The sequence below is a fragment of the Streptomyces coelicoflavus genome, assembly GCF_045041415.1.
In the GTDB taxonomy this organism is placed as follows: domain Bacteria; phylum Actinomycetota; class Actinomycetes; order Streptomycetales; family Streptomycetaceae; genus Streptomyces; species Streptomyces coelicoflavus.
Map to the genome: position 1 here is coordinate 197,656 of NZ_CP108218.1, position 14,782 is coordinate 212,437.

The window sequence follows — 14,782 nt, forward strand, 5'->3', positions numbered from 1 at the left end:
TTGGTCCCTGAACCGGGCTCGGGAAGGGGGCCGGTCGCCCGGCGGGCGGGGGCCGCGGGACCCCGGGTGTGCCCGGCGGGCGCGGCCTAGCGTTCCAGGCCATGGAGAACGATCGCGAGGGGCGGCGCCGGCAGTCGGGCGTCGCGGAGAACTGGCCGTTGGCCGCCCGCAGGCTGCTGACCCGCCGGGAGGTGTCGGCCGACGGCCGCGCCGTGTTCGGCGAGGGCGACGAACGCTGGGAGGGCTTCTACCGCGACCGCTGGTCGCACGACAGAGTGGTGCGCTCCACCCACGGGGTGAACTGCACCGGGTCCTGCTCGTGGATGGTGTACGTCAAGGACGGCCTCATCACCTGGGAGCACCAGGCCACGGACTACCCCTCCATCGGCGCCGACTGCCCCGAGTACGAGCCGCGCGGCTGCCCGCGCGGGGCGTCGTTCTCCTGGTACACCTACTCCCCCGGTCGTGTCCGCTACCCATATGTCCGGGGCGTGCTGCTGAAGTTGTGGCGCGAGGCCCGGCGCCGCCTGGGCGATCCGGTGGCGGCCTGGGCGGAGATCACCGGTGACCCGGCGAAGGCCCGGGCGTACAAGCGGGCCCGCGGCAAGGGCGGTCTGGTACGCGCCGACTGGGACGAGGTCAACGAGCTGGTCGCCGCCGCGCACGTGCACACCGTCAAGGCGTACGGCCCGGACCGGGTGGCGGGGTTCTCGCCCATCCCGGCGATGTCGATGGCGTCGTACGCGGCCGGGTCGCGCTTCATGTCCCTGATCGGCGGCACGCTGCTGTCGTTCTACGACTGGTACGCCGACCTGCCGCCCGCCTCCCCGCAGGTCTTCGGCGACCAGACGGACGTGCCGGAGGCGGCGGACTGGTGGAACGCGGGCTATCTGGTGATGTGGGGCTCCAACATCCCGGTGACCCGCACCCCGGACGCGCACTTCCTCACCGAGACCCGCTACAACGGCACCAAGGTCGTCGCGGTCTCGCCCGACTACGCGGACAACGTGAAGTTCGCCGACGAGTGGCTGGCCCCGCACCCGGGCACGGACGGGGCGCTGGCGATGGCCATGGGGCACGTGATCCTGCGGGAGTTCCTCGTCGACCGCGAGGTGCCGTACTTCTGGGACTACCTGAGCACCTACACCGACGCACCGTTCCTGGTGACCCTGCGCGAGAGCGGTCACGGGCTGGTCCCGGACGGTTTCCTCACCGCGGCCGACCTCGGCGGCGAGGAGGAGCACGCGCGGTTCAAGACGGTGCTCCTGGACGGGGCCACCGGCGAGACGGTGGTCCCCGGCGGCTCGCTCGGCTTCCGGTGGGGGGAGGCCGGGCGGGGCCGCTGGAACCTCGACCTCGAAGGCGTCGAGCCCGAGCTGAGCCTGCTGGAGACGGCCGAGGAGATGGCGGAGGTGGCGCTGCCCCGGTTCGACGAGGGCGCCACCGAGGGCGGCTCGGTCATGGTGCGCGGAGTCCCGGTACGGCGGATCGGCGGCCGGCGGGTCACCACCGTCTTCGACCTGATGCTGGCCCAGTACGGGGTGTCCCGGCCCGGTCTGCCGGGCAGCTGGCCCGCCTCGTACGACGACGCGGAGCAGCCGTACACGCCCGCCTGGCAGGAGACGATCACCTCGGTGCCGGCCGCGCAGGCGGCCCGCATCGCCCGCGAGTTCGCGCGCAACGCCGAGCGCACCGGCGGCCGTTCGATGATCGCCATGGGTGCGGGCACCAACCACTGGTTCCACTCCGACACCATCTACCGGGCGTTCCTGGCGCTGACCACCATGACCGGCTGCCAGGGCGTCAACGGCGGCGGCTGGGCGCACTACGTCGGCCAGGAGAAGGTCCGCCCGCTGACCGGCTTCCAGCATCTGGCGTTCGCCTTCGACTGGCAGCGGCCGACGCGGCACATGGCGGGCACCTCGTACTGGTACCTCAACACCGACCAGTGGCGTCACGAGGCCTTCGGACCCGAGGAGTTGGCGTCGCCGCTCGGGGAGGGCCGGTTCGGGGGGAAGGGCTTCGCGGACTGCCTGGCGCAGGCGGTGCGGCTGGGCTGGACGCCGGGGCACCCGGGCTTCGACCGCAATCCGCTGGACCTGGCCGACGAGGCGGCCGCCGTGGGCCGCCCGGTCGCCGAGCACGTCGTGGACGAGCTGAAGGCCGGACGGCTGCGGTTCGCGGTCGAGGACCCGGACGACCCGGCCAACTTCCCGCGGGTGCTCACGGTGTGGCGGGCGAACCTGCTGGGCTCCTCGGGCAAGGGCAACGAGTACTTCCTGCGCCATCTCCTCGGCACCGACGCGGCCGTCCGCTCGGCCGAGACACCGCCGGAGCAGCGGCCCGAGGAGGTGGTGTGGCACGAGCGGGCGCCGGAGGGGAAGCTGGACCTGCTGGTCACCATGGACTTCCGGATGACCTCGACGGGGCTGCTGTCCGACGTGGTGCTGCCGGCGGCGACCTGGTACGAGAAGGACGACCTGTCCAGTACGGACATGCACCCCTTCGTGCACGCCTTCACCCCGGCCATCGCACCGCCGTGGCAGTCGCGCACCGACTACGACACCTTCCTGGGCATCGCCGACCGCTTCAGCGAGCTGGCGGCCGAGCACCTGGGCACCCGCACCGACGTGCTCGCGGTGCCGTTGCAGCACGACACCCCGGACGAACTGGCCCAGCCGGGCGGCGTGGTGCGGGACTGGCGGGCCGGTGAGTGCGAACCGGTGCCGGGGCGGACGATGCCGAAACTGGTCGTGGTCGAGCGGGACTACGCGGCCGTCGCCCAGAAGATCCGCGCCGTCGGCCCGCTCCTGGACACGCTCGGCACCACCACGAAGGGCGTCACCGTCCACCCCGGCCGGGAGGTCGAGGAGTTGCGGCACCGCTGCGGCACCGTGCGCGAGGGGGCGGGCGCCGGGCGCCCCTCGCTGGCCACCGCGTCCGACATGTGCGAGGCGATCCTCGCCCTGTCCGGCACCACCAACGGCCGGCTGGCGACGGAGGGGTTCCGGGAGCTGGAGCGGCAGACCGGGAGCGAGGGCCTGGTGGAGCTGGCCGCCGAGCGCGAGGCGGAGCGGATCACCTTCGCCGACACCCGCACGCAGCCCCGCGCGGTGATCACCTCGTACGAGTGGTCGGGCTCGGAGGCGGGCGGGCGCCGCTACTCGCCGTTCGTCATCAACGTCGAGCACAAGAAGCCCTGGCACACCCTCACCGGCCGCCAGCACTTCTTCGTCCAGCACGACTGGATGGCCGAGCTGGGCGAGCAACTGCCCGTCTACCGGCCTCCGCTGAACGCGATCGGGCACTACGGCGACGAGCACCTGCGCGAGGACGGCCGGGCGGAGGTCACCGTCCGCTACCTGACCCCGCACTCGAAGTGGTCCATCCACTCCAACTACCAGGACAACAAGTACATGCTCGACCTCTCCCGGGGCGGCCCGGCGATCTGGATGTCCACGGCCGACGCGGAGCGGATCGGCGTCCGGGACAACGAGTGGGTCGAGGCCTACAACCGCAACGGCGTCGTGGCCGCCCGTGCCGTGGTCACCCACCGGATGCCCGAGGGCACGGTGTACATGTACCACGCCCAGGACCGGACCGTGAACGTGCCGAGGACCGAGATCAGCGGCAGGCGCGGCGGCATGCACAACTCGCTGACCCGGCTGCTGCTCAAGCCCACGCACCTGGCCGGCGGCCACGCCCAGCTGACCTACGCCTTCAACTACTACGGGCCGACCGGCAACCAGCGCGACGAGGTCACCGTGATCCGCCGCCGAAGCCAGCGAGTGGAGTACTGACATGCCCCGTGGCGAAGCCACCGTCGGACGGGTGATGGCCCAGGTCGCCATGGTGATGAACCTCGACAAGTGCATCGGGTGCCACACCTGTTCGGTGACCTGCAAGCAGACCTGGACCAACCGCACCGGCGTCGAGTACGCCTGGTTCAACAACGTGGAGACCAAGCCCGGCATCGGCTATCCGCGCCGCTACGAGGACCAGGAGAAGTGGAAGGGCGGCTGGGCCCTGGACCGCCGGGGGCGGCTGGTGCTGCGCTCGGGCGGCCGGGTCAGGCGGCTGCTGTCCCTGTTCTCCAACCCGGACCTGCCGGTCATCGAGGACTACTACGAGCCGGTGACCTACGACTACGACAACCTGGTGAGCGCGCCCGCAGGACCCGACCTGCCGGTCGCCCGGCCGCGCTCGGTACTGACCGGCCGGCCCGCCGACATCACCTGGGGCGCCAACTGGGAGGACGGCCTGGGCGGTGCGCCGGAGCACGCGGGCGGCGATCCCAACCTGAGCGGGGAGTGGGCCGAGAAGGTCCGCTTCGAGTTCGAGCAGACCTTCCTCTTCCACCTCCCGCGGCTGTGCGAGCACTGCCTCAACCCGGCCTGTGTGTCGGCCTGTCCGTCCGGCGCGATGTACAAGCGGGTGGAGGACGGCATCGTCCTGGTCGATCAGGACCGCTGCCGGGGCTGGCGGATGTGCGTGACGGCGTGCCCGTACAAGAAGGTGTACGTCAACCACGCCACCGGCAAGGCCGAGAAGTGCACGTTCTGCTTCCCGCGCATCGAGGCGGGCCAGCCCACCGTCTGCTCGGAGACCTGCGTCGGCCGGCTGCGCTACCTGGGCCTGCTGCTGTACGACGCCGACCGGGTGGGCGAGGCGGCGGCGACCCCGGACGAGCGGGACCTCCTGGACGCCCAGCGCGGTGTCTTCCTGGACCCGCGCGATCCCGGGGTGCTCGCGGCGGCGCGGGCGTCCGGCATCCCGGAGGACTGGCTGGAGGCGGCCCGCCGCTCGCCGGTGTACGACCTGGTCGCGCGGTACCGGGTGGCGTTGCCCCTGCATCCGGAGTACCGCACCCTGCCGATGGTCTGGTACGTGCCGCCGCTCTCCCCCGTCCTGGACGCCGTCGGCGTGGCGGGCGGCGACCAGGAGGACCCGGACCACGTGTTCGCGGCGGTGACCCGGCTGCGCATCCCCCTCGAATACCTGGCGAGCCTGTTCACGGCCGGGGACCCGGACGTGGTGGGCGGGGTGCTGATGAAACTGACCGCGCTGCGCTCGTACATGCGCGCCGTGTCCCTCGGCGAGGAAGGGGACGAGGCGCCGCTCGGCGCGGTCGGGCTGGACGCCGTCGAGGCCCGGGACCTGCACCGGCTGCTGGCGGTGGCGAAGTACGCCGACCGCTACGTCGTTCCGGCCGCGCACAAGGAGGACGCGGCCGCGCTGAGTGCCCTGGAGAGCGGCTGCCCCGTGGAGTCGGCCGGTGCTCCGGCCGGCGGCGGGGTCGCCCTCGGCATGCCCACCCTGCGCCGCACCTCGTCGGAAGGCCCCGCATGAGCCCGCTGCCCACCACCGTCCCCGCCATCGTCCGCACCCGGGTCCGCGCGGCCGTCCGGCGCCGGGCTCCGTTGTCCCTGCGGGAGGCGGAGGAACGTGCGCTGGTGCTGCGTCTGCTGTCGCTGCTGTCGCAGTACCCGGACGAGGAACTGGCGGTGCACCGGCCGGGGTTGGCGTCCGCCGTCGCGGCGCTGCCCCGGTCGCCGGCCGCCGCGGAACTGAGCGCCTTCATGGACTGGTTCACCGCCCAGGAGCCCGACGCGCTCGCCCGGCACTACGTCGAGACCTTCGACCTGCGCCGCCGGAGCAGCCTGTACCTCACGTACTACCTGCACGGCGACACCCGGCGCCGGGGCATGGCGCTGCTCACCCTGGCCCGGCGCTACCGGGCCGCGGGGTGGGACACCGAAGGCGCGGAGCTGCCCGACCATCTGCCGGTCGTGCTGGAGTTCGCGGCGCTGGCCGGTCCCGGCACGGGCGAGGCGCCGCTGCGGATGCACCGGCGCGGGCTGGAGCTGATCCGGCACGCGCTGACCGAGTCCGGCTCCCCGTACCGGCACCTGCTGGCGGCGCTGCTCGGCCTGTTGCCGCCGGCGACCGACGCGGACCGGGCGGCGGTGGCGAAGCTCGCCGCGGACGGACCGCCCGAGGAGGAGGTGGGCCTCGATCCCTACGGGGACGGCGAGTTCGCCCCGCCGTCCGCCTTCGTGCCGCCGACGGCCGCACCGCTCACCCGGGCCCCGCTCACCGCGGACGGCCCTCGCCCCGAAGGACGTTCATGAACACCACCTCCGCGTCCCTCGCCGGCGCGTCGGCGTCCGGAGCCGATCTCGTCCTGTGGGTCGCCGTCCCCTACGTCTGCCTCGCCGTGTTCGTGGCCGGGCACGTGTGGCGCTACCGGCAGGACCAGTTCGGCTGGACGTCGCGCACCAGTCAGCTCCTCGAGCACCGGTGGCTGCGCTGGGGCAGTCCGCTGTTCCACCTGGGCGCGTTCATGGTGATCGCCGGTCACGTGGTGGGGCTGGCGGTGCCCGCCTCCTGGACCGAGGCCGTGGGCGTCGACGAGCACCTTTACCACGCGGGTGCGGTGTGGGCCGGTTCGGTGGCGGGCGTGGCGATGGTCGCGGGGCTGGGCATGCTGTGCGCCCGGCGGCTGCTGTCCCGGCGGATCCGGCTGGGCACCGACCGCAGCGACAAGGTGCTGTTCCCGCTGCTGTCCCTGACGGTGCTGCTGGGCATCTCCGCGACCGCCGCGCGCAACGTCTTCGGCGGCGGCTACGACTACCGGGGCACGGTGTCGGTCTGGTTCCGCGGCCTGTTCGTGCTCGGGCCCCGGCCGGAGGCGATCGCCGACGCCCCGCTGCTCTTCCGGCTGCACGCGCTGAGCGCCTGCCTGCTCTTCGCGGCCTGGCCGTTCACCCGGCTGGTGCACGTCTGGAGCGCCCCGGTCGGATACCTGGTCCGCCCCTATGTGGTCTACCGGCGCCGCGCCACTTTGGCGCCGGTGTCACGGGCCCGCTCGGACGGCCGGAAGCCGGTCCGGTGACGGCGACGAGGCGGCCCTGTGCAGGGGCCACGCCACCGGACGGTCGGCACACCGCGCCCCGGCATGACAGTGCCTGCCCTCGCGTAGACTCCGCGGCATGGGTCGATGGGAGCCGAACGCGCGCGGCCGCCTGGAGCAGGCGGCGCTGGAGCTGTACGTGGAGCGCGGCTACGAACAGACCCCGGTGGCCGAGATCACCAAGCGTGCGGGCCTGACCGAGCGGACGTTCTTCCGGCACTTCGCCGACAAGCGGGAAGTTCTCTTCGCCGGCTCGAGCATGCTGGAGGAGCTGTGCGCGGGCGCCGTCGCGGCGGCGCCCGCGACGGCGGCGCCGATGGCGGCGGTGGCCGCCGCCCTCGACGCCGCGGCGGGCGTCTTCGAGGAGCGCGGCGATCTGGTCGGCCTGCGGCAGAGCGTGATCGACGCCAACGCGGAGCTGCGGGAGAGAGAGCTGATCAAGCTCGCGTCGCTGTCCGGCGCACTCGCCGACGCGCTGCGCGAGCGCGGCGTGGACGAACTGGGCGCGTGGCTGACCGCCGAGGCGGCGATCGCCGTACTGAAGGTCGGTTTCCGGCGCTGGATCGACGGGGGCCGGGAGCGGCCGCTGCGGCCACTGCTCGCCGAGTGCTTCGACGTGCTCCGTACGGCGTCCACGCAGGGAGCGGTGGGCGCCGGCTAGCCGCGCGGCCGGGCCCCGGCCGTCGGGCAACCGGTGTACAGAAAGGGGCCGTTGCGACGTAGGTTGTGGTCAAGCACCCACGCCTCGGCTGAAAGACGGACCGCACTCATGAGCGACCCCTCGACGACACCCGGCAACGCGACGCAGCAGAAGATCGACACGTCCGTGCCGCACTCGGCCCGGATCTGGAACTACTGGCTGGGCGGGAAGGACAACTACCCGGTCGACGAGCAGGCCGGCGACGCCTACACCGCCGTCTTCCCCGGCATCGTCACCATCGCGCGCAGCAGCCGCGCCTTCCTGCGCCGCAACATCACCCACCTGGTCACCGAGGCGGGCATCCGGCAGTTCCTCGACATCGGTACCGGACTGCCGACCGCCGACAACACCCACGAGGTCGCCCAGCGCATCGCGCCCGAGACGCGGATCGTCTACGTCGACAACGACCCGATGGTCCTCGCCCACGCCCGCGCGCTGCTCTACTCCACGCCCGAGGGCGCGACCGCGTACATCGACGCCGACGTGCTCGACCCCGACGCCGTTCTGGCGGCCGCCGCCGAGACGCTGGACTTCGACAAGCCGATCGCCCTGATCCTCAGCAACATCCTGGGCCACATCCCCGACTACGACCGGGCGCGATCCGTCGTCTCCCGGCTGGTCGGCGCCCTGCCGACCGGCAGCTACCTCTCGGTCAACGACGGTTCGCGAGGCGTCGACCCCGAGTTCGAGCGCGCCCAGGACGCCTACAACGAGAGCGGTGCCGCGCCGTACGTCCTGCGCACCGTCGACCGGATCACGGCGTTCTTCGACGGGCTGGAACTGGTGGAGCCCGGCGTGGTCACGGTGACCCTGTGGCGTCCCGAGGCGGGCGCCGAGGCCCCGAGGCCCATCGGCGAGCACGGCGGACTCGCCCGCAAGCCGTGACGTGACCCGCGCCCGACCGGAAGGAGACCGCACCATGTCCGCATGGCCGTTGCCCGAGTCGTTCCCCAGCGGTTCGGGGACCGTCCGCTGGAACCGGCTGGGCGGCCCCGGCGGGCGTCCGCTGGTCCTGCTGCACGGTACGCCGTTCTCCTCGTACGTCTGGCGCGCGGTGGCCCGCTCCCTGGCCCGCGACCACCAGGTGTTCGTCTGGGACATGCCGGGCTACGGGAGGTCGGAGAAGGCCGCCGGACAGGACGTGTCGCTGGCCGCGCAGGGCCGGGTCTTCGCCGGGCTGCTGGACCACTGGGGGCTCGAGGATCCTCTCGTGGCCGCCCACGACTTCGGCGGCGCCGTGGCCCTGCGGGCGCATCTGCTGCACGGTGCCCGCTACGGGGCGCTCGCCCTGGTCGACCCGGTCGCACTGGCGCCCTGGGGGTCGCCGTTCTTCCGGCTGGTCCGCGAGAACGCCGAGGTCTTCGCGCGGCTGCCCGAGTCGCTGCACCGGGCGCTGGTGCGTGAGTACGTCGGTTCCACCGGCGGTCCGGGACTGCACCCGGCGGTCCTGGACCGGCTGGTCGAGCCCTGGCTGGGCGAAACGGGGCAGCCGGCCTTCTACCGGCAGATCGCCCAGGCGGACCAGCGGTACACGGACGAGATGCAGGACCGGTATGCCGGGATCGACGTGCCGACGCTGATCTGCTGGGGCGAGGACGACGCCTGGATCCCCGTGGCCAAGGGACGTGAACTGGCCGGTCTGGTCCCCGGTGCCCGATGGGAGCCGATCGCCCATGCGGGTCATCTGGTCCAGGAGGACGCGCCCGCCGAGTTGACGGCGGCCCTGCTCGACTTCTTCCGCCGCGCTCCCTGACGTCCGCGCGCGTCCCGCGGGCGGCGGTGTGCCACAAGGGCGGGCCCCCGGGAAACAAAAGTTCCCGGGGGCCCGCCCCGCTGACGATCTCCCGGTCAGGCGGGGGTGATGTTCTCCGCCTGCGGGCCCTTCTGGCCCTGGGTGATGTCGAAGGTCACGGCCTGGCCTTCCTGCAGCTCGCGGTAGCCCTGAGCGTTGATGTTGGAGTAGTGCGCGAAGACGTCGGGGCCGCCGCCGTCCTGCGCGATGAAGCCGAAGCCCTTTTCAGAGTTGAACCACTTGACAGTTCCGCTGGCCATGCCTTTTTGCCTTTCAGCCGTTATCGGATTCGCACCGCGCGAACCCGGAGGTGGTCGTCCTGGTCCTCCGGCATTGCACAGCAAACCGCCCGCACTCCGGCGCGGGCGGTCTGGGCGAACCACGACATCTGATGCTGACGCTACACGGCATGTCCGAGCCTCACCAGTGAGTAAGGGGTGTGAGCGGGAACCTTGTTGCAGACCGGGGCCCCCGGCCACCGCCTCGCGGGCCCTCGCTGCGCCATCCGGGGGACACGGCGAGGCGGCCGCACAACCCGGTTCCGGAAGTGGTCTAGCTATGAAGAGACCACCCACGGAGTCGGAGATCGATATGACCGTCAGGAAAGCGCTGGCCCTGGTGATCGGCGCCGTCGTGTGCACCGGCGTGCTGGCCACCGGCTGCGCCCGGGAGCACACGGGCGCCTCGTCGCAGGACGCGCACGCGCCCGGGAGTTCCGCCTCCCCGGCCCCGCGCCCCGCTCCCCCGCGTTCCTTCCCCCGGCCGCTGCCGGGGATCGGGCCGGTCATGCGGGAGCGTCTCCCGGCCGGCACCCGGCAGGCCCTGGTGGTCACCGGTGAGACCGAGAGCTCGTCGCAGGCCCGGGTGGTGCTCTACGAGCGGTATCCGGCCGAGGGCTGGCGCGCCGTCGCGGGTCCGTGGCCCGCCCACAACGGCCTGCGCGGCTGGACCGACGACCACGAGGCGGGCGATCTGCACACGCCCATCGGTGTCTTCGGCCTCAGTGACGCGGGGGGCAGGCTGCCCGACCCGGGTACCCTGCTCCCCTACGACGAGGATCCGCAGTTCTCCGTGTCGGGCACCGGCTATCTGGGCGAGCCCCTGGAGGGATCCTTCGACTACGTGGTCGCCATCGACTACAACCGGGTGCCCGGCACCACCCCGCTGGACAAGACCCGCCCCATGGGCGAGGACAAGGGCGGCGGGGTCTGGATCCACGTGGACCACGACGGGCCGACCAACGCCTGCGTGTCCCTGAGCGAGGAGCACATGCGGGTGCTGCTCACCGTCCTGGACCCGGACAGGGATCCGGTCGTCGTCATGGGCCCGGAGGAGGTCCTGTCGCGGTAGGGCGTCCCGGCCGGTGTCGCGGCCGGTGCGCCGTGCTCAGCCGACGGGCGGCATGTCGGTGGGCCCGGAGTCGAGGCCGGCCCTGCGCTCCCGCCAGGCGCCCCGGGTGAAGTCGGGGATCTCGACCGGGCGGCCGCCCCTGGCCAGCGACGTGACGCTGAGCGGGACGGGCGAGCACCAGGCGGCCGAGTCGTAGACGTCGATGTCCGGGACCAGACCCGCGCGCATCAGCTGGACCGTGCGCCACTGGAGCACGTAGTCCATGCCGCCGTGGCCGCCGTTGTTCGCGGCGTCGTCCCCGACCTTCTGCCACAGCCAGTGGTCGTACTCCTTGCGGTAACCCTCGAAGTCGCGCCAGGTGTGGCCGCTGTGGTCCGGTTCGACGTAGACGCGGGCGCCGGTCGGGGCGGGTCCCGCGTAGTCCTCGACGATGCCGCGGCTGCCGGCGAGGGTGTTGATCCGGCTGTAGGGCCGGGGCGAACTCACGTCGTGCTCCGCCCGGATCGTCCTGCCCCTCGCCGTTTCGATCATGCAGGTGACCAGGTCACCGTTGATGTAGGTCTCCTTCCAGGACGGGTGGTCCCTGGGGACGAAGCGGGCCCGGTAGTCGGCCAGCCCCTTCGGGGCCGTCGTGGTGGCGCGCAGGGTGGTCATGCGGTCGCCGCGGTTGACGTCCATGGCGGCCGCGATGGGGGCCAGGCCGTGCATGGGGTAGAAGGAGGCGGTACTGCGGGTGTGCCACAGGCGTCGCCACGAGTCGGTGTAGTAGGTGTCGGAGAAGAGGAGTTCGCGCAGGTCGTGCAGGTAGCCGCCGTGGCCGTTGGTGATGTCCCCGAACAGGCCGTCGTGGGCCGCCTTCAGCATGGCCAGCTCGTTGCGGCCGTAGCTGCAGTTCTCGGACAGGAGCAGGTGCCTGCGGGTGCGTTCGGAGGTGTCGACGAGATCCCACAGCTGCCGCAGTTCGGTCGCGACGGGAAGTTCCACGACGGCGTGCCTGCCACTGAGCAGCGCGGCCCGGCCGTGCTCGTAGTGGAACTCCCAGGGCGTGGCAATGTACACGAGGTCGATGTCGTCGCGGCGGAGCATCCGGGCGTATGAGTCGGCGGAACCGCCGTACTCGGCGGGGCGCGGCTTGCCCTTGCTCTCCAGGCGGTCGGCGGCGCGCTCGGCCCGGTCGGCGCGGATGTCGCAGACGGCGGTCACGGTGCAGCCGGGCACGGCCGCCCAGCCGGTGATCATGCTTCCGCCGCGGTTGCCGAGTCCGATGATGCCGACGCGGACCGTTCTGTGGGCGGCGAAGGGCACGCCGATCATCGACTTCTGGCCGGGCCTGCGGCGGGGCGCCTGCTCGGCCGCCGACGCTGCGGGGGCGGCGGCTCCGATCCCGGCCGCCAGGGCTCCGGTGGCGGCGGCCGAGCCCAGGAGCAGTCGGCGTGAGACAGCGGGCGTTTCGGACATGACGGCAACACTCCTCGTGGCGTTCGCATCACGGTCGGGGCGCGGTCGGGCGTTGTCGGGCAACGTCGAGCTGTCGAACACTTTCGGGGCATGACTCTGCGGGCTCTGCCGTGACATGTCAATACGTGCTCGATGCGCGGCCGTTCCGAGCACTTCCGAGCACAACCGGGCACTTCGGGGCGGCCGGTCGCCGACAGCGGCGCCGCTACATCCCGTCCTGCACCACCCCCCGCGTGGAGAGCGTGACGGGGTCCTTGGTGGTGAAGTCCCCCGGCGGGATGCCCGGGTGGTGGCCCTCGCCGGGTGGTGGCGCCTGGTCGCGCGGGCCCAGGGTGAGCCGGGAGACGATCCGGTACCGGTCGCCCCGGTAGAGGGAGTGCACGTACTCGACGGGCACGCCCCGGGTGTCGGTGGTCAGGCGCTCGAAGAGCAGCGCCGGGGAGAGTTCGGGCACGTCGAGCAGGTCGGCCTCCGCGCGGGTGACCACGGTGGGTTCGATGGACTGCACGGCCTCGCTGACCCGGACGCCGTGCCGGTCGCCCAGGTGTTGGTACAGGTCGCCCTGCTCCAGTTCCTCACTGGTCAGGTCCGAGACGAGACCGGCGGGGACGTGCAGGTACTCGATGGCCATGGGTGAGCCGTCGACCAGGCGCAGGCGGGCCACGTAGTGGATCTGCGCCGCCGGTGACATGCGCAGTTTGCGGCCCACCCGGGCGCCCGCGGGCAGGGTGCGGACCTCCAGGAGCCTGCTGGTCCAGGCACCGGAGGCCTGCGGGAGACTGAAGGCCTGCCGGCCGGAGACCAGTTCCTGGGTGATCTTCTCGGCGGCGACGAACATCCCCCGGCCGTGCTCGCGCACCAGCAGCCCGGCGACCACCAGTTCGTCGACCGCGGCGCGCAAGGTGGGCCGGGAGACGCCGAGTTCGGCGCACAGGGTGCGCTCCGAGGGGATCGCGTCGCCCGGGCGCCGGTCCTCGACGAGTTCCAGGATGGCGTCGCGGACGCGCTCCCGCTTGAGCACCGCACCGGAGGCGGCGGCGTCGATCTCCATGCAGTACTCCCGTAACTGGTCCACTGGTCAGCCGAGCTTACCTGTCCACATCGGGCGTGAACCAGCCACTCCCCCGGCGCACTCGGCCGAAAACCCGTACATACGCGAGGGGTTGACGCCCTCATTGGTCCATGCCACCTTCGAGCAACGCCAACTGGTAAGCCTCGTACCCCTTACTGGTCAAGTGCGGACGCGTCGACCCTTCCAGCTCTCCCAGAGGTGAACCGTGAAGTACCGTTCGCTCGCCCTGCTCTCCGCGCTGGTGCTCGGCGCCGGGCTCACCGCGTGTTCCTCGTCCGGCGACTCCGCCTCGGACGGCGCCGGCGGCAGCACCGCGCTCGACGTGTGGCTCATGCGCGACAGCGTCTCCGCCGAGTTCCAGAAGGAGTTCGAGACGGGCTTCGAGAAGGCCCACCCGGGCATCGACCTGAAGATCCAGATTCAGGAGTGGGAGGGCATCGGCGAGAAGGTGACCGCCGCCCTGGCCAGCAACGACGCCCCGGACGTCATCGAGGTCGGCAACACCCAGGTCGCGCAGTACGCGCAGAGCGGCGGCCTCACCGACTTCTCGGACCGGGTGGCGGAGCTGGGTGGCGACGCCTGGCTGGAAGGGCTCGCGGAGCCCGGATCGTACGACGGCAAGCAGTACGGCATCCCGTACTACGCGGCCAACCGGGTCGTCATCCACCGCACCGACCTGTTCGAGCAGGCCGGTGTCGACGCCTCGCGGATCAGGACCCGGGACCAGTGGATCGCCGCCACCCGCAAACTGGACAGGGGCGGCACCCAGGGGATCTACCTGCCCGGCCAGAACTGGTATGTCCTGTCCGGCTTCGTCTGGGACGAGGGCGGCGACCTTGCCGTGAAGTCGGGCGGCGAGTGGAAGGGCGGCCTCGACAGCCCGGCCGCGCTGCGCGCCATGGACTTCTACCGACGCCTCCAGGCCCTCGGCAAGGGCCCCAAGGACTCGGACGAGGCCCAGCCGCCGCAGGCGGAGGTGATGGCGAAGGGCCAGGTGGCCCAGATCATCGCCGTGCCGGGCGGGGCCAAGGTCATCGAGGAGAAGAACCCCGGCCTCAAGGGCAAGCTCGGCTTCTTCCCGATCCCCGGCAAGACCCCCGACCGTCCGGGCGCCGTCTTCACCGGCGGTTCGGACCTGGTCGTCCCGGCCGTCGCCGCCCACCAGGAGGAGGCTTTCGCCTTCATCCGCGAACTGACCGGCGACGCCTGGCAGAAGAAGCTCGCCGTCGCCATGAGCTACGTGCCGAACAAGACGACCCTGGCCGGCGCCGTCGCCGACGACCCCGGCACCGCCGCCATGGCGGCCGGCGCGGCGCACGGCCGTGCCACGCCCAACACGCCCCAGTGGGCGGCGGTCGAGGCCAAGAACCCGATCAAGGAGTACATGACGGCCGTACTCACCGGCAAGGACGCCGAGTCCGAGGCGGCGAGGGCCTCCCGGACCATCACCGACACGCTGGGCGGCGACTCCTGACCCCGCCGTCCACGACACCAGGA

Annotated in this window: 12 protein-coding genes; 9 read left to right on the top strand and 3 right to left on the bottom strand. The window is 72.2% G+C overall.

Annotated elements, in window-relative coordinates; translation table 11 throughout:
- The first annotated feature begins 101 nt into the window (after positions 1-101).
- From OHA99_RS00885 to OHA99_RS00915, 7 genes are all read left to right on the top strand, one after another.
- On the top strand, positions 102-3,800 hold the full coding sequence (locus tag OHA99_RS00885; protein ID WP_405693498.1) for a nitrate reductase subunit alpha: 3,699 nt from the start codon (positions 102-104) through the stop codon (positions 3,798-3,800).
- 1 nt (position 3,801) lies between these two features.
- Positions 3,802-5,349, top strand: coding sequence for a nitrate reductase subunit beta (narH, locus tag OHA99_RS00890; RefSeq protein ID WP_405693500.1), 1,548 nt, complete (start codon positions 3,802-3,804; stop codon positions 5,347-5,349).
- Positions 5,346-6,131: a nitrate reductase molybdenum cofactor assembly chaperone gene (gene narJ, locus OHA99_RS00895; protein ID WP_405693501.1), complete on the top strand. Its 786-nt coding sequence runs from the start codon at positions 5,346-5,348 to the stop codon at positions 6,129-6,131. The genes narH and narJ overlap by 4 nt, the downstream gene beginning before the upstream one ends.
- A complete protein-coding gene (narI, locus tag OHA99_RS00900; protein WP_405693502.1) occupies positions 6,128-6,895 on the top strand; it encodes a respiratory nitrate reductase subunit gamma in 768 nt (255 codons plus the stop codon). The genes narJ and narI overlap by 4 nt, the downstream gene beginning before the upstream one ends.
- A gap of 97 nt (positions 6,896-6,992) precedes the next feature.
- On the top strand, positions 6,993-7,574 hold the full coding sequence (locus OHA99_RS00905; RefSeq protein WP_381572243.1) for a helix-turn-helix domain-containing protein: 582 nt from the start codon (positions 6,993-6,995) through the stop codon (positions 7,572-7,574).
- Between the two features lie 108 nt (positions 7,575-7,682).
- Positions 7,683-8,498, top strand: a complete 816-nt coding sequence (locus tag OHA99_RS00910; RefSeq protein ID WP_405693505.1) for an SAM-dependent methyltransferase — start codon at positions 7,683-7,685, stop codon at positions 8,496-8,498.
- A 34-nt stretch (positions 8,499-8,532) separates the two neighbouring features.
- Positions 8,533-9,366 carry an alpha/beta fold hydrolase gene (locus tag OHA99_RS00915; protein WP_282880253.1) on the top strand — a complete coding sequence of 278 codons (834 nt, stop codon included), beginning with the start codon at positions 8,533-8,535 and terminating at the stop codon, positions 9,364-9,366.
- 95 nt (positions 9,367-9,461) lie between these two features.
- On the opposite strand, the gene OHA99_RS00920 is transcribed toward OHA99_RS00915, so the two are convergent.
- Entirely contained in the window at positions 9,462-9,665 is a 204-nt protein-coding gene (locus OHA99_RS00920) for a cold-shock protein (RefSeq protein WP_003978336.1), read from the bottom strand.
- A 331-nt stretch (positions 9,666-9,996) separates the two neighbouring features.
- On the opposite strand from OHA99_RS00920, the gene OHA99_RS00925 reads away from it, so the two are divergent.
- On the top strand, positions 9,997-10,755 hold the full coding sequence (locus tag OHA99_RS00925) for a hypothetical protein (RefSeq protein WP_153176247.1): 759 nt from the start codon (positions 9,997-9,999) through the stop codon (positions 10,753-10,755).
- A gap of 36 nt (positions 10,756-10,791) precedes the next feature.
- Here the strand turns inward: OHA99_RS00925 and OHA99_RS00930 are convergent, their stop codons facing one another.
- Positions 10,792-12,213 (bottom strand): Gfo/Idh/MocA family oxidoreductase, encoded by a 1,422-nt coding sequence (locus OHA99_RS00930; protein ID WP_366471644.1) that lies wholly within the window; start codon positions 12,211-12,213, stop codon positions 10,792-10,794.
- 205 nt (positions 12,214-12,418) lie between these two features.
- Positions 12,419-13,264, bottom strand: a complete 846-nt coding sequence (locus OHA99_RS00935; RefSeq protein WP_153176249.1) for a GntR family transcriptional regulator — start codon at positions 13,262-13,264, stop codon at positions 12,419-12,421.
- A gap of 226 nt (positions 13,265-13,490) precedes the next feature.
- On the opposite strand from OHA99_RS00935, the gene OHA99_RS00940 reads away from it, so the two are divergent.
- Complete coding sequence (locus OHA99_RS00940) at positions 13,491-14,759, top strand: extracellular solute-binding protein (protein WP_153176250.1); 1,269 nt, start codon at positions 13,491-13,493, stop codon at positions 14,757-14,759.
- Positions 14,760-14,782: the final 23 nt, after the last annotated feature.